Below are 16,586 nucleotides of genomic sequence, written 5' to 3'. Positions count from 1 at the left end.
CCCACCCACCGGCCGGCCTTCTCCCCTCCTGCCGCATCGAACCCACCTGAGGAACCGTCATGACCACCTTCGCCCAGAGCCCCGCCGCCACCGACACCGACGTCGCCGTCAGCCGGGAGCCCGGCAAGCCGGTCGTCGTCCGCGCCCCGGACTTCGCCACCATGGAGGAGGCCGTCGCCTGGCTCTCCGACCGGCGTCCCGCCATCCGCGCGGAGCTGCACCGGTCCGGTGCGGTCATGCTGCGCGGGCTGCCGGTGACGGACGCGGAGTCGTTCGCCGCGGCACGCGACGCGCTGATCGCCGTGCGGGCCGGTTACAAGGAGAAGGCCACCCCGCGCACCGACTTCGGCGAGGGGGTGTTCTCCTCCACGGACCTGCCGGCCGCCCAGCCGATCCGCCTGCACAACGAGAACAGCTACACCCTCGACTTCCCCGGCGTGCTGCTCTTCGGCTGCGTGACCGCTCCGGAGACCGGCGGGGCGACCACCGTGGGCGACATGCGCCGGGCGCTCGCCCTGCTGCCCGAGGACCTGGCCGCCCGGTTCGCCGAGGCGGGCTGGCTCCTGGTGCGCAACTACTCCGACCTGGCGGGCATGCCCTGGCGCAAGGCATTCTCCGCCGAGGAGCCGGCCGGCGCCGAGGCGTACTGCGACGACAACGCCATCGGCTACGAATGGCTGGACGAGGACACCCTGCGCACCCGTCAGCGCCGCTCCGCGATCATCACCCACCCGGTGACCGGTGAGCGGACCTGGTTCAACCACTTCGCGTTCTGGAACGCCCGCAGCCTCGACGAGGACGTCCGCGAGGTCCTCACCGAGACCTTCGGGGAGGACGGCCTGCCGTTCAACACCTACCTGGGCGACGGCTCCCCGCTCACCGACGCCGAGGTCGACGCGATCAACGACGTCTACCAGGCGGTCACCGTGCGGGAGAGCTGGCAGGCCGGCGACCTGATGCTCGTCGACAACATCCTCTGCGCGCACGGCCGCGAGTCGTTCACCGGCGACCGGAAGATCCTCGTCGCCATGGGGGAGCCGGTGGCCCTGTCCGACTGCTCCCCCACCACCGCCCCGTCCACCACCCTGTACGGAAAGTGAGCCCCGCCATGACCGCCGTTCTCCCCGAGCGTTCCGCCGTCACCGTGGCGGAGCCGGCCGCCCGGCGCCCCGAGCCCCACCCGGCCGACTGCCCGTGCGGCGGGTGCGCCGCCGGCACCGGAGCCGCCGACCTGATGGCCCGGCTCGCCGCCGTCCCCGGCGGGCGCACCGCCGTCGTCGCCGACGGCCTGGAGCGGACCTTCGACGAACTGCGCGCCGAGGCCGCCGTGTTCGCCGCCCGGCTGGCCGGGCTCGGCGTCGGGCCGGAGAGCGTGGTGGCGCTGTGCCTGCCGCGCGGCGCCGGCCTGGTCACGGCGATCGTCGGCACCCTCACCGCCGGCGCCGCCTACCTGCCGGTCGACCCGGCGTTGCCCGCCGAGCGCCGCGCCTACCTGCTGGAGGACTCCGGCGCGGACCTGGTGGTGACCGACGGCGCCAGCCGGCCCGCGACCGCCGCCACCCGGACCGTCGCCCTGACCGACCTCACCACCGACCGTGCCGACCAGGCCGACCAGGCCGACCGGAGGGCCGGGTTCGCCCCGGTGCCGGTCACCGCGGACACCCTCGCCTACGTCATCTACACCTCCGGCTCCACCGGCCGTCCCAAGGGCGTGGAGATCGGCCGCGGCGCCGTCTCCCTGCTGCTGCGGGAGCTGGAGGAGGCGGGCATCGCCGCGGGCGAGGGCCGCCGGGTCGGCTGGAACGCCTCCCCGTCGTTCGACGCGTCCGTGCAGCAGTGGGTGCGGCTGTGCCGCGGCGACACCCTCGTCATGATCGACGAGGAGACCCGCCGCGACCCGGCGCTGCTGGCCGCGTTCGTCGACGAGCAGGCCCTCACCGACCTCGACATCACCCCCTCGCACGCCGACCCCCTGCTCGGACTGCTCTCCGCCGACGGCGGCCCCCGCCCGCTGACCCTGCTGGTCGGCGGCGAGGCGATCAGCCCGTCGCTGTGGGACCGGCTGGCCGCCGCCCACCGGTCCGGTCTGCTGCGCGCGGTCAACCTGTACGGCCCCACCGAGTGCACCGTCGACGCCACCGCCGCGTGGATCGACGGGCCCGGTGAACCGCAGCTGGGAACCGTCCTGCCGGGACTGCGGATGCTGTTGCTGGACGAGAACCTGGCCCCCGTCGGGCCGGGCGGGACCGGCGAACTCCACCTGGCGGGGCCGCGGGTGGGCCGCGGCTACCGGCGACGGCCGGCCCTGACCGCGGAGCGCTTCGTCGCCGACCCCTCGGGCGTCCCCGGCGCGCGCGTGTACCGCACCGGGGACCGCTGCCGGCTGCGGCCCGACGGCCGGCTGGTCTACCTCGGCCGCGCCGACGGCCAGGTCAAGGTGCGCGGCCACCGCGTCGAACTCCCGGAGATCGAGGCCGCCCTCACCCGCGTGGACGGCGTCGCCGAGGCCGCCGTGATCCTCGGCGAGGACGCCGGCGGTGAACCGGCCCTGATCGCCTACCACCGCGGCGGCGACCCGCAGGACCTGCGCACCCGGCTGGCACAGGAGCTGCCGTCGTACATGGTGCCGTCCGCGTTCGTCGCCGTGGACCGGTTCGCGACCACGCCCAGCGGCAAGCTCGACCGGTCCGCGCTGCCCGCCCGCGTCGAGGCGCAGGCCGCCTCCGGCGCCGCCGCGGACGGCGCCGGAGGCCCGCTCGGCCGCGCCGAGGAGCTGATCGCCAGGGTGTGGGGTGAGGTCCTGGGCGCCGCGTCGATCGGCCCGGACGACAACTTCTTCAAGCTGGGCGGGCACTCCCTGCTCGCCATCAAGCTGGTCTCCCGGGTGCGGGCCGAACTGTCCCTGGCCCTGCCGGTGAAGGCCGTGTACGCCCATCCGCGGCTGCGTGACCTGGCCGCGCACATCGAGGAGCTGACGGCCGCGCGGGATGCCTGACCTCCGCCCCCGCCGCCGGGCGGACCCCGTCACCGGTCCACCGACCCGCCCGCCCCCGCCACCCCTGAGGAGCAGCAACCGTGATCCCCCTGTCCTACGCCCAGCGCCGGCTGTGGTTCCTGAACCGTCTGGAGGGCGCGTCGCCGGCCTACAACGCCCCCGTCGTGCTCCGCCTCGCCGCCGTCCCCGACCGGGAGGCGCTCGAGGCCGCGGTGCGGGACGTCGTGGAACGCCACGAGGTCCTGCGCACCGTCTACCCCGCCGCCGAGGACGCGGAGCCCTACCAGCGGATCGTCGACGCACCGGACGTACGGCTGGAGACGCGGCGCTGCGCCCCGGGCGACGACCTGGAGGCGGCGGTCACCGCGTTCGTCCGCACTCCGCTCGACGTCACCGTCGAACTGCCGCTGCGGGCGCGGTTGTTCACCGGAGGGGACGACACCGCCGTGCTGGCGCTGCTGATCCACCACATCGCCTCCGACGGCTGGTCCGTCGGCTGCCTCCTCACCGACCTCGACACCGCCTACCGGGCCCGGCTCCAGGGCCGGGCCCCCGGGTGGGAGCCGCTGCCCGTGCAGTACGCGGACTACGCGCTGTGGCAGCGGGACATGCTCGGCGACCCCGACGACCCCGGCAGTACCGCCCACCAGCAGCTCGCCCACTGGCGCGAGGCCCTGGCGGGCATCCCGGCCGAGACCCGGCTGCCGGCCGACCGGCCCCGGCCCGCCGAACCGGGCAACCGGGCCGCGCTCGTCACCGCGGAACTCGACGCCGCCGCCCACAAGGCACTCACCGGCGTCGCCCGCGCCCACCGCGCCACCTTCTTCATGGCCTGCCGTGCCGCCCTGTCGCTCGCCCTGCGGGCGGCGGGCGCCGGGGACGACGTGGTGGTGGGCACGCCGGTGGCCGGCCGGCCCGAGGAGGACCTGCACGAGCTGGTCGGCTTCTTCGTCAACTCCCTGGCCCTGCGGACCGACCTGTCCGGCGACCCCAGCCTGGGCGAGGTCCTCGCCCAGGTCCGTGAACGCGACCTGACCGCGTTCGCCCACGAGGACCTGCCCTTCGACCTGCTGGTGGAGGACCTGAACCCCGAACGGTCCCTCGGCCGCCACCCCTTCTTCCAGGTGACGCTCGCCGCGCAGACCGCGCGGGACGCCACCGTCCGCCTGGGCGGCATACCGGCCGTCCTCGACGGGGCCGACCTGGCCACCGCCAAGTTCGACCTCGCCTTCAGCTGCGCCGAGACGCACCGCCCCGACGGCGAACCCGACGGGGTAGCGCTCGGCCTGCAGTACGCCACCGACCTGTACGACGAGGACACCGCGCGGCTCCTGCTCGCCCTCTTCCGGCGTGCGCTCACCGTCCTCGCCGAGCAGCCGGCCGGCACACCCCTCAGCCGGGCCGGTCTGCTCACCGAGGAGGAGCGCCGGGCGCTCGACCGCCGCTACCGGGCGCTCTCCCGCGCGGGACGGCGGGACACCGCCGGGCCGGGCGATCCGCAGGACGGAGCGCCGGCGGCCGGCCGGCCGCCGGCGGACCCCCGCGAGGAGATCCTGCGGGGCCTGTTCGCGGAGGTCCTCCGGCGGGACGAGGCCGGGCCGGACGACAACTTCTTCAAGCTCGGCGGGCACTCCCTGCTCGCCGGCAAACTCGCCAACCGCGTCCGCGGCACGCTCGGCCTGCACGCCGAGATCCGCGACGTCTTCCTCGCCCCCACCCCCCGGCGGCTGCTGCGCCTGCTGGGCGAGCGCTCCGCAGGGCCGGCCCGCCCGCCGCTGCAGGCCGTCCCGCCGCAGCGCCGGCCGGCCCGGATCCCGCTGTCCGCCGCCCAGCGACGGCTGTGGTTCGTCGGGCGGCTCGAGGGCCCCACCGCCACCTACAACATCCCGGTGGTGACCCGGCTGCGCCGCCCCGTCGACCCGGCCGCGTTCGCCGACGCGCTCGCCGACGTCGCCGCCCGCCACGAGGTGCTGCGCACCGTGTACCGGTCCGAGGACGGCGAGCCCTGGCAGGAGGTGCTGGACCACGCCGTGCCCGAGCTCACCCTGGTGCGCGCCGGGAACCCCGATCTGCTGGCGGCGGCCGTCGACGCGGCCGCCGGGCACGTCTTCGACCTGGCCCGGGAGATCCCGCTGCGGGCCTGGTTGATCGAGGAGGGCGACGGCGGTCAGGTGCTGGTGCTGGTGCTGCACCACATCGCCGGCGACGGCTGGTCCACCGACTGCCTCCTCGCCGACCTCGACACCGCCTACCGGGCCCGCGCGGCGGAACGGGCCCCCGACTGGCAGCCGCTGCCCGTCCAGTACGCCGACTACACCCTGTGGCAGCGCCGCCTTCTCGACGGCGAAGACGGCGAGGACGGCGGTGCCGGCGGTGACGGCGGCGACGGCGGCGGCGCCGGCGCCGGCGGGAAGGGGATCGCCGGGGAGCAGCTCGCGCACTGGCGGGACGCCCTGCGGGGGATGCCGCCGCTGCTGGCCCTGCCCACCGACCGGCCGCGCCCCGCGGAGAGCGACGGCGCCGGCGCCCTCACCCCCTTCACCGTGGGCGCCGCCACCCACCGGGCGCTGCTGCGCCGGGCCCGGGACTGCGGCGCCACCCTGTTCATGGTGGTGCAGGCCGCCCTCGCCGCGGTCCTCACCCGGCACGGCGCGGGCTGCGACGTCGCGATCGGCACCACCGTCGCCGGACGCGGCGACGACGCCCTGCACCCGCTCGTCGGATTCTTCGTCAACACGCTGGTGCTGCGCACCGACACCTCCGGCGACCCGGCCTACGCCGAGCTGGTGCGGCGGGTGCGGGAGGCGGGGCTCGCCGCGTACAGCCACCAGGACCTGCCCTTCGACCGGCTGGTGGAGCACCTCAGCCCGCACCGGTCCGCCGCCCACGCCCCGCTGGTGCAGGTGATGCTCCAGGTGCACGCGGCGTCCGCCGGGCCGGCGGCCTCGTCCACGCCGTCCGCCCCGTCCGCTCCGTCCGCTCCGTCCGCCTCGTCCGCCCTGGACGGCGATCCGGTCGCCTTCTGCGCCGGCGGCGCCAAGTGCGACCTCACCTTCGCGCTCACCGAGCGGACCGGCCCGGACGGGGCGCCCGCCGGACTCCAGGGCGTCCTGGAGTACGCGACCGCTCTCTACGACGAGCGGACCGCGTCCCTGCTGGCCCGGCGGCTCGGCGAGACCCTCGACGCGCTGGCGGCCGACCCCGCCGCGCCGATCTCCGCGCTCGTGTACGGTCCGCCGGCCCCGGCCGGCCGGGAGACGGTCCTGGACGAGCGGGGGCGGCCGGCCGCCGTGCGGGTGCCCGGCGAGGTCCACGAGCCCGCTCCGGGCGGCGGGCTGCGTCCCACCGGCCGGCGCGCGTTCGCCGACGCCGACGGCACGCTGCGCCCGGTGCCCGTCCTCACCGCGGCCGGCTACCCGGTGGAGCCCGGCCGGATCGAGGAGGTCCTGCTGCGCCATCCCGCCGTGACGGGCGCCGCCGTCGCCGTCCGCGACGACCGGCTGTACGCGTACGTCACCTGCCTGCCCGGCGGCGCGAGCGGGCAGGAGCTGCGCGGCTGGGCCGCCGACCGGCTGCCCGAGTACCTGGCCCCCGCCCGGGTGGTCGAGGTGACGCGGCTGCCCGCCCCCGGCGAGCACGGCCACGTCCCGCTGGAGAAGGACGGCACCGGGCCGGCGGCGGCCCCGGACGGCCGGGAGGAGCGCCTGCTGGGCGTCTTCCGTGAGGTCCTCGGCGGCCGGGAGGTGGGCAGGGAGGACAACTTCTTCAAGTCCGGGGGCCACTCCCTGCTGGCGGTGCGGCTGCTCAACCGGATCCGCGCCGAGTTCGGCCAGGACCTCACCCTGCAGGACGTGTTCCGCAACCCGACCGCGGCCGGACTGGCCCGCCGCATGACGGGCGGCGGCGGGAGTCCGGCGGCGACCGCGCTGCGGCGGCGCACCCGGGCGGGCGCGCGGGCCGCCTCCGTCTGACGCACCTTACGCACCTGACGCACCTGACGCACCGGCAGCGGCAGCTGCGGGCGGCCCGTTCCTGCCGCCCGCAGCTGCCGCGCGCACTGCCCCGGGGGCGCTCCGGCCGCCCCTAGCGTGAAGGGCACGGAGGCGAGAGGAACCGTTCGCCCCGGTCTCTCGGCCGTGCCCTTCACCGGAGGAACTCAGCATGCCCCCCATAGGAACGGAAAACCTGCTGGACGGCGGACCGTCCCCGTCGCCTGCCCCGCCGGTCCTCGAGCTCGTCGCCCGTCAGGCGCGCGTCCGGCCCGGCGCCCGCGCCCTGGTCCAGGGCGCGGCCGGCCTCACCTACGCCGAGCTCGCCGCCGCGGTGGACGAGCGGGCCGCCGAGCTGGCCGCGGCCGGCGCCGGGCCCGGCCGACTGGTCGCCGTGCACCGGCCGCGCTCCGTCGAGGCGATCGTCGGCATCCTGGCCGTCCTGACCACCGGGGCCGCCTACCTGCCGCTGGACGTCCAGGCGCCCGAGGCGCGCAACGGGGCGATCCTGCGGGACTGCTGCGGCACGGACGCGCCCTCGCCCGCCGACGTCGCCCGGCACGGCGAACTCGTCCTCCCCGGCCCCGGCGTCGACGCGGACGCCGCCTACGTCATCTACACCTCCGGGTCCACCGGCACCCCCAACGGCGTCGTCGTCGCCCACGACTCCCTCGCCCACTTCACGGCCGGCGTCATCCCCGCCTACGGCATCGGCCCCGACGACCGGATCCTCCAGTTCAGCCCGCTGCACTTCGACGCCAGTGTCCAGGAGATCTTCAGCGCCCTGGGCGCGGGCGCCACCCTGGTGCTGCGCACCGACGACATGCTGGACGTCGGCGAGTTCCTCACCGGGTGCGCCCGCCACGGCGTCACCCTGGTGGACCTGCCCGCCGCCTACTGGCACGAGCTGGTCCACGTGCTGTCCACCGGGTCCGCGCGGCTGCCCGACTGCCTGCGTCTGGTGGGCACCTTCGGCGAGGCCGCCCTGCCGGAGCGGGTCGCCCAGTGGCGCGAGCTGACCGGTGGCCGGGTCCGCCTCCTCAACAGCTACGGGCCCACCGAGGCGACGGTCGCCGCCACCGTCGCCGACCTCACCGACCACGACGGCGGTCCCGTCCCCATCGGCCGTCCCCTGCCCGGCGTCCGCACCGCCGTCGTCGACGGCGAACTGTGGCTGCTGGGCGGCGGCCTGACCCGCGGCTACCTCGGCCGCCCCGAGCTCAACGCCCGTCGTTTCACCACGCTGAACGGGGAGCGCGCCTACCGCACGGGTGACCTGGTCGAGGTCGGGGACGACGGGCAGATCCTCTTCCACGGCCGCGTCGACGACGAGGTGAAGATCGGCGGGCAGCGCATCGACCCGGCCGCCGTCGACTCCGTCCTCGCCGGCCACCCCGCGGTCCGGGAGGCGGCGGTCGTGGCCCAGCAGGAGGCCGACGGCGTCAAACGGCTCGTCGCCTTCGCCGTGACCGACGGCGCCGCGGGCGCGGGCGAGCTGCGCGACTGGGTGCGCGAGCGCATGCCGGCCGCCGCCGTCCCGGCAGCCGTCGCCGTCGTCGTCGCCCTGCCCCGCACCAGCTCCGGCAAGATCGACCGCAAGGCCCTGCGCACCACCGACCCGCGGCTGCCGGTCGTCCACGAGAAGCCGCTGTCCCCCGAGGACCGGGTGCCGCTGTCCCACGCCCAGCGGCGGCTGTGGCTGGTCGACCAGCTCGACGGTCCGTCCGCCGCGTACAACATGCCGATCGTCCTCGAACTGGACGCGCGGCCCGACCCGGCAGCGCTGGCCGCCGCCGTCACCGACCTCGCCGAACGGCACGAGGTGCTGCGCACCGTGTTCCTCACCCCGGACGAGGAGCCGTACCAGCACGTCCTGGCCCCGTCGGTGGTCCGGCTGCGCACCGTGGAGTGCCCGGCCGGTGAGGTCCCCGGCCGGGTGGCCCGGTTCACCGCCGAGAGCTTCGACCTCTCCCGCGACCTTCCGCTGCGGGTCGCCCTGTTCCTGCCGCAGGACGGTCCCGGCGCGACCCTCGCCGTGCTCCTGCACCACGTGGCGGGCGACGGCTGGTCCCTCACCCCGCTGATGACCGATCTGGCCCGCGCCTACGCCGACCGGGTCCGGGGGCGCGCCCCCGGCTGGGAGCCGCTGCCCGTCCAGTACGCCGACTACACCCTGTGGCAGAACGACGTCCTGGGCGACCCGCGGGACGCGGACTCCGCCGTCTCCCGGGGCCTGGCCCACTGGCGCTCCGCCCTGGACGGGATGCCCGCGGTGGCCGAGCTGCCCCTCGACCGCCCCCGCCCCGCCGTCCCCGGCCGCCGGGGCGCCCTGGTCACCGCTGACGTCGACGCCGCCACGCACGCCCGCCTCGCCCGGCTGGCCACCGACCACGACGCCAGTGTCCTGATGGTCCTGCAGGCCGCCCTCGCCCTCGTGCTGCGCGCTGCGGGCGCCGGCGAGCGGGTCACCCTGGGCACCCCGGTCGCCGGACGCGACGACGAGGCGCTCGACTCCCTCGTCGGTTTCTTCGTCAACACCCTGGTGCTGCCCACCGACACCTCCGGCGCACCGGCCTTCGCCGAACTTCTCGAGCGGGTCCGCGACGCCGACCTCGCCGCCTTCGCCCACCAGCGGGTGCCCTTCGACCTGCTCGTCGAACACCTCAACCCGCCCCGCACCCCGGGCGTCCACCCCCTGTTCCAGGTGATGCTCACCCTCACGCCCGCCGCGCCCGCCGACACTTCCTTCGCCCTCGGCCCGGTCCCGGGCCGCTTCGCCGGGGACGGCCCGGCCACCACCCCCTTCGACCTGACCGCCGCCTGCGTGGAGCACCACGGTCCGGACGGCGCCCCCGCCGGCCTGCGCATCGGCCTGGAGTACGCGCACGACGTCCTCGACGAGAACACCGTCCGCCTCCTGCTCACCGCCTTCGAGCGCGCCCTGCGCGCCGCCGCCGACGATCCCGCGGCCCGCGTGGAGGACGCCGGGCTGATCGCCCCCGCCGACCGGCGCGCCCTGGACGAACGCCGCGAGCGCACCGCCGAGGTGGGCCCGGACCCGGCCGCCGGTGAGGAGCCGCCCGCCGAACACGTGGACGTGCTGCGGGAGTTGTTCGCCGAGATCCTCGGTCTGGAGGACGTGGGCCCACACGAGGGCTTCTTCACCATCGGCGGACACTCCATGAGCGGCGTCCGCCTCGCCAACCGGATCCGCGCCCGCCTCGGCGCCGAGGTCCGCGTCAGCGACCTGCTGCTCGCCCCCTCCCCCGACGCCCTCGCCCGCCGCATCGCCGCCACCGCCGGACCGCTCCCCGGCGGATCCGCCGCCGGGGAGTCCCGTCCCCGGCCGGTCGCCCGCGCGCACCGCCCCGAGCGTCTCCCGCTGTCCTCCGCGCAGCGCCGGCTGTGGTTCGTGGACGTCATGGAGGGCCCCGGCGCCGCCTACGACATCCCCCTCGTCCTGCGCCCGACCGCGCCGCTCGACGCCGGCGTCCTGGAGCAGGCACTCGCCGACCTGACCGACCGGCACGAGGTGCTGCGCACCGTCTACCGGTCGGCGGACGGCGAACCCCACCAGGACGTCCTGCCCGCCGCCCGGCCCGGCCTCGTCCGGCGGAAAGCGGCCCCGGGCCGGCTCGCCGCCACGGTCGCCGAGGCCGCGGGGCACGTCTTCGACCTGGCCCACGAGATCCCGCTGAAGGCCTGGCTGGTCGAGGAGGACGACGGCGGACAGCTCCTGGTCCTGGTCGTCCACCACATCGCCGCCGACGGCTGGTCCGTCGGCCCCCTCCTCGGCGACCTCGCCACCGCCTACCGTGCCCGCGCCGAGGGCCGCGCCCCCGGCTGGGAGCCGCTGCCCGTCCAGTACGCCGACTACGCCCTCTGGCAGCACGAACTTGCCTCCGACGAGGCGGCCGTACGGGATCACCTGGAGTTCTGGGCACGGAACCTGGCCGGGGCCCCGCCGGTGCTGGAGCTGCCCGCCGCCCGGCCCCGCCCCGCCGAGCCCTCCCACCGGGGCGGCCACGTCCCGATCGTCCTCGACGCCGCCACCCACCGGGCCCTCGACGAGCTGGCCCGGCACTCCGGAGCCACCCTGTTCATGGTTCTGCAGGCGGCGCTCGCCGCCCTCCTCACCCGGCACGGCGCGGGCACCGACCTGCCGCTGGCCACCATGACCGCCGGACGCGACGACGAGAGGCTCGCCGGCCTCGTCGGCTTCTTCGTCAACACCCTGGTGCTGCGCACCGACACCTCCGGCGATCCCGCCTTCACCGAGCTCCTGGAACGGGTCCGGCAGGCCGACCTGGCCGCCTACGCGCACCAGGACCTGCCCTTCGAGCGCGTGGTGGAGCACCTGAACCCGGACCGCTCCGCCGCCCGCCACCCGCTGGCCCAGATCGTCGTCCAGCTCCACCAGGACGACGGCCCGGCGGCCGGCGGCGGGCAGGAGCTGTTCCGGGACGCCGAGCCGGGGCTGCTGTCCACCGCGTCCGTCAAGTTCGACCTGACCTTCGCCCTGACGGAGCGGCGCGACCCGCGGGGCCGCCCGCTCGGCCTGGCCGGCGGACTGGAGTACGCCGCCGACCTGTTCGACGAGGCGACCGCCGCCGTGCTCGCCGCCCACCTCGAGGCAATCCTGCGCGCCGCGGCCGCCGACCCCGGCCTGCGCATCGCCGACGTCCCGCTGCTCACCGACGCCGACCGGTTCCGGCTGGCCGAGCACAACGACACCGCCACCACCGGACCCGCCCCCGGCACGGTCCACGAGCGGATCGCCCGGCGAGCCCGGAGCGCCCCGGACGAACCCGCGCTGATCGCCGGCGAGGAGACCGTCACCCGCCGGGAACTCGACGAGCGGGCCGCCGCCCTGGCCACCCGCCTGCGGGCCGCCGGGGTGCGGCGCGGCGACACCGTCGGCGTGCTGCTGGAACGCGGCGTGCCCCTGGTGGTCACCGCGCTCGCCGTCCTGCGCTGCGGCGCCGCCTACCTCCCGCTGGACCCGCGGCTGCCCGCCGCCCGGCTCCGGCTGATGCTCGAGGACGGCGCGGCCCGGCTCGTCGCCACCGACACCGCCCACGCCGCCGCGGTGCCGGGCGCCGAGGCGGGCGGCGCCGACGCGGCCGGCGCCTGGCGGGTGCTGGCCGTGGACGCACCCGCCGGCCAGGACCCGGCCCCCGGGCCCACCGGCATCCGCGCGGACGGCGAAGTCTCCCCGAGCGCCGCGGACTTCGCGGGCGCCGCGGACCCGGCAGACGCCACGGACCCGGCGGACAGCGCGGGGGCGACCGGCGACGACCTGATGTACGTGATGTTCACGTCCGGCTCGACCGGCCGGCCCAAGGGCGTGGGGGTGACCCACCGCAACGTGCTCGAGCTGGCCGCCGACCGCGACGTCGCCGCCGGCGCGCCGCGCCGGATGCTGGTCCACTCGGCGACCGGCTTCGACGCCTCGGTCTTCGAGATCTGGGTGCCGCTCCTCAACGGCGGCAGCCTGGTCGTCATGCCGGGTGACGGCACCGACCTCACGGAGACGGCCCGGGCCGTCCGCGAGCACGGTGCGACCGCCGCCTACTTCACCGCCGGCCTGTTCCACCTGATGGCCGAGGAGGGCCTGGACACCCTCCGGCTGCTGCGCGAGGTGTGGACCGGCGGCGACGTCGTCTCCCCGGTCGCGCTCCAGCGGGTCCTCTCCCACTGCCCGGACACCGCCCTGGTCCACTCCTACGGACCCACCGAGACCACCTTCGCCTCCCACAACCAGTGGTTCGGCACCGCGCAGCGCACCCTGCGCGGCACCGGCATCCACCTCGGCAACCCGATGGACAACACCCGCGGCCACGTCCTCGACGAGGCGCTGCGCCCCGTCCCGCCGGGCGTGCCGGGCGAGCTGTACATCGCCGGCGCCCACGTGGCCCGCGGCTACGTCGGCCGGCCCGCCCTGACCGCGGAACGGTTCGTCCCCGACCCGTTCGAGACCGACGGCAGCCGCATGTACCGCACCGGGGACCGGGTCCTGTGGACTCCCGCCGGCGAGCTGCGCTTCCTGGGGCGCGCGGACGGCCAGGTCAAGCTGCGCGGCGTGCGCGTGGAACCCGGGGAGGTGGAGCAGGCGCTGGCATGCCTCCCCGGGGTCGGGCAGGCGCTGGCCGTCGTCCGCGAGGACGGGCCCGGCGGGAAGACCCTCGTCGGTTACGTCGTCCCGCGCGAGGGGCACACCGTCACCGGGCCCGGACTGCTCGCCCGGGTCCGGCGGACGCTCCCCGACCACCTGGTGCCGTCCGCCGTCGTCGTCCTCGACGCCCTGCCGCTGACCGTCAACGGCAAACCGGACCGCGCGGCGCTGCCCGCCCCGGACCGGGCCGCCGCGGCCGAAGGCAGGCTGCCCCGCAACGCCCGCGAGGAGGTGCTGTGCGGCCTGTTCGCCGAGGTCCTCGGCGTGGAACGGGTCGGCATCGACGACAACTTCTTCACCCTGGGCGGCCATTCGCTGCTCGGCGTGCGCCTGGTCAGCCGCATGCGCAGCGTCCTGGGCGTCGAGCGAACCGTCCGCGACCTGTTCCGGCAGCCCACCCCGGCCGGGCTGCTCGGCGCGGACGACGACGGCACGGCCGGCGCGCTGGGCGTGCTGCTGCCCCTGAGCACCCGTGGCGCCCGCCGCCCGCTGTTCTGCGTCCACCCCGGCACCGGCGTCGGCTGGTCCTACGCGGGCCTGGCCCGTCACCTGGGCGACGACCAGCCGCTGTACGCGCTGCAGGCCCGGGCGCTGAGCGAGCCGGGACACCGGCCGCGCAGCGTGGAGGAGATGGCCGACGACTACCTGGAGCGGATCCGGCAGGTGCAGCCCTGGGGCCCCTACCGGCTGCTCGGCTGGTCCTTCGGCGGGATCGTCGCCCACGCCATGGCGGTGCGGCTGCGCGCGGCGGGCGAACGCGTCGAACTCCTCGCGCTGATGGACGCCCACCTGACGGGGCCCGGCAGCGTGTCCGTGCTGCCGGACGAGGCACCCGGCGTGGGAGAGCCGGTGCCGGGCGGCGGGGACCCGGCCGCCGCGAGGGAGCGGATCGCCCGTGAGGACCCGGTGCTGGCCGGCTTCTCCGCCGCGGAGCTGGATGCCGTGCTGCACGCCTCGCAGACCCACGCCGGCCTCATGGCGCGGTACGTCCCGGGCGTCGCCGACGCGGACCTGACGTTCTTCACGGCCCGCAGGCCCGGTGAACCGGAGGGCGCCCTGGCCGCCACGTGGATTTCCTGCACCGAGGGCGTCGTGGAGAACCACACCGTGGAATCCGAACACCTCCGCATGACCGAACCGGAACCTCTCTCGCACATCGGAAGAATCATTTCGGAAAAGCTCTCCATCGTGGAGAAGGAAGAATCGAGGAGCCAGTCATGAGTGATTCCGTCAACCCGTTCGACAATTCCGAGGGAACCTTCCACGTCGTCGTGAACGACGAAGGTCAGCACTCCCTGTGGCCCGCCTTCGCGGACGTGCCGGCCGGCTGGGCCGGCGTCTGGGGACCGGGGAACCGGGACGAGGCCCTGGAGTACGTGACCGCCAACTGGACCGACATCCGCCCGCGCAGCCTCGTCGCCCAGTACACCTGAGACCGCCGGTACCCCTGGAACCGAGAAGCGCCGTGTCCCGCAGCTCCCGCGGGACACGGCGCTTCCCGCTTTTCCGGTCCTCGCCGTCCTGATTTCCCCGTGCGGGAAAAGCGTGCGGGAAACTGCCGGTCACTGCTGCCGCCTCCGCTTCCCCTTCCGGAATCCCGGGAAATCTATTCTCTATGACATGAAGATACTCCTGAGCGGAACCGCTTCGGATTCCCACACCTGGAATCTCGTGTATCTCCAGCTCTTCCTCGGCGAGCTGGGCCACGAGGTCGTCGGACTCGGCCCCTGCGTGGACGCCGAGGAGCTGGCCGACGCCTGCCGGCGGCACGCTCCCGACGCGGTGGTGCTCAGCAGCGTCAACGGGCACGGCTACCGCGACGGCCTCGCCGCCGTCCGCCGGCTGCGCGCCGAACCCGCTCTCGCCGCCGTCCCGGTGGTGATCGGCGGCAAGCTGGGCGTCGCCGGCCGCCCGCAGGAGACGGAGACGGCCCGCCTGCTGCGGGCCGGCTGCGACGCCGTCCTCGGCGACGACCTGGACGCCCTGCGCGGCTTCCTCGCCGCCCGTGTCCACGGCGGGGTGCCGGCATGACCGCCCGCCACGTCTCCTTCGGCGCCTTCGTCGCCGCCGCCGCGGACGCCGGCCGGCTCGTCGTCCAGCCCCGCATGGGGTTCGGGGACCCCCGCCTGATGCGGGCCGGCCTCGAGAGGACCCGGGCCGCCACCGCCACCACCGCGGGCACGCTGACCGTCGACAGCTACACCCGCGTCGGCGACCTGGCCGCCGCCCGCGCGGCGGTCGCCGACGGAGCCCGCCTCAACGGCTACCCGATCGCCACCCACCCGGCCGCCGTCACCCGCGCCCTCCTGGCGGGACTGGTCGACGAGGGGTTCCCCGTCCAGGTCCGGCACGGCTCCGCCCGGCCCGAGGCCATCGTCCGCGCGCTCACCGCGGCCGGCCTGGACGCCACCGAGGGCGGTCCCGTCTCCTACTGCCTGCCCTACGGACGCACCCCCCTGCGCCGCTCCGTCGCCGCCTGGGCCCGCGCCTGCGAACTGCTGGCCGGCGCCGTCCGTCCGGGCGCCGTCCCGCACGTGGAGAGCTTCGGCGGCTGCCTGCTCGGCCAGCTGTGCCCGCCCGGTCTGCTCGTCGCCCTGAGCGTCCTGGAGTGCCTGTTCTTCGCCCAGCACGGGATCCGCAGCGTCTCCCTCAGCTACGCCCAGCAGACCCACCCGGGCCAGGACGAGGAGGCGGTCCGCGCGCTGCGCCGGCTCGCCGCGGAGTTCCTGCCCGCGGGCGTGGACCACCACGTGGTGCTCTACACCTACATGGGCGTCTATCCGCGCACCCCGCACGGCGCGACCCGTCTCCTGGAGGCCTCCGCCCGCCTCGCGGTGCGCTCCGGGGCGGGCCGGCTGATCGTCAAGACCACCGCCGAGGCCCACCGCATCCCCACGGTGGAGGAGAACGTCCGCGCCCTGGAGACCGCCGCCGCGGCCGCCGCGCTCGCCGGGCCCCCCGCCGCACCCGACGGGCCCGACGGTCCCGACGCAGACGGCGGCGAGGTCCTCGCGGAGGCCCGGACCCTGATCGAGACCGTCCTGGACCTCGATGACGACCTGTCCCGCGCCCTGCCCGCGGCCTTCGCACGCGGCCTGCTGGACGTCCCGTTCTGCCTCCACCCCGACAATCCCGGCCGCTCCCGCGGCCTGGTCGACCCCACCGGCCGGCTCCGCTGGGCCGCCACCGGCGGCATGCCGATAGGCGCCGACGCCACGACCGCCGCGCCCCTCACCGCCGACGGTCTCCTCGCCGCCCTCCACCACGTCGTCCGCCGCTACGACTCCGCGCCCCCGAACCCCGAGGACGGCCACGCCCGTCCCCCTGCCGCCCGCCTCACCGTCCGCCCGCCCGCCCCGACCTCGACCACCGTCACGTAGCCCTCGACCCGGTCCTCCCCCCGTCCTCGCCCTGCCCCTCCCCTCCG

The 16,586-nt window shown here is 76.2% G+C and carries 7 protein-coding genes; all 7 read left to right on the top strand.

Annotated features, from left to right (window positions below; translation table 11 throughout):
* Positions 1–59: 59 nt before the first annotated feature.
* The 7 genes from Sfr03f_RS07590 to Sfr03f_RS07560 all read left to right on the top strand — a co-directional run bounded on the left by Sfr03f_RS07590 (position 60) and on the right by Sfr03f_RS07560 (position 16,539).
* On the top strand, positions 60–1,100 hold the full coding sequence (locus Sfr03f_RS07590; RefSeq protein ID WP_108952883.1) for a TauD/TfdA family dioxygenase: 1,041 nt from the start codon (positions 60–62) through the stop codon (positions 1,098–1,100).
* 8 nt (positions 1,101–1,108) lie between these two features.
* A complete protein-coding gene (locus Sfr03f_RS07585) occupies positions 1,109–2,995 on the top strand; it encodes a non-ribosomal peptide synthetase (RefSeq protein ID WP_108952882.1) in 1,887 nt (628 codons plus the stop codon).
* A gap of 80 nt (positions 2,996–3,075) precedes the next feature.
* Positions 3,076–6,966, top strand: coding sequence for a condensation domain-containing protein (locus Sfr03f_RS07580; protein WP_108952881.1), 3,891 nt, complete (start codon positions 3,076–3,078; stop codon positions 6,964–6,966).
* A 190-nt stretch (positions 6,967–7,156) separates the two neighbouring features.
* Positions 7,157–14,380: a non-ribosomal peptide synthetase gene (locus Sfr03f_RS07575; RefSeq protein WP_108952880.1), complete on the top strand. Its 7,224-nt coding sequence runs from the start codon at positions 7,157–7,159 to the stop codon at positions 14,378–14,380.
* On the top strand, positions 14,377–14,592 hold the full coding sequence (locus tag Sfr03f_RS07570; RefSeq protein ID WP_108952879.1) for an MbtH family protein: 216 nt from the start codon (positions 14,377–14,379) through the stop codon (positions 14,590–14,592). Before Sfr03f_RS07575 ends, Sfr03f_RS07570 begins: the two co-directional genes overlap by 4 nt.
* 187 nt (positions 14,593–14,779) lie before the next feature.
* Positions 14,780–15,190: a cobalamin B12-binding domain-containing protein gene (locus Sfr03f_RS07565; protein ID WP_108952878.1), complete on the top strand. Its 411-nt coding sequence runs from the start codon at positions 14,780–14,782 to the stop codon at positions 15,188–15,190.
* Entirely contained in the window at positions 15,187–16,539 is a 1,353-nt protein-coding gene (locus Sfr03f_RS07560) for a methylaspartate mutase (RefSeq protein ID WP_108952877.1), read from the top strand. Before Sfr03f_RS07565 ends, Sfr03f_RS07560 begins: the two co-directional genes overlap by 4 nt.
* The last annotated feature ends 47 nt before the right edge of the window (positions 16,540–16,586 follow it).

It is taken from the genome of Streptomyces fragilis, assembly GCF_003112515.1.
Lineage (GTDB): Bacteria > Actinomycetota > Actinomycetes > Streptomycetales > Streptomycetaceae > Streptomyces > Streptomyces fragilis.
Note: the sequence above shows the minus strand (reverse complement) of the source record. Positions and strands in the feature narration are given on the sequence as shown.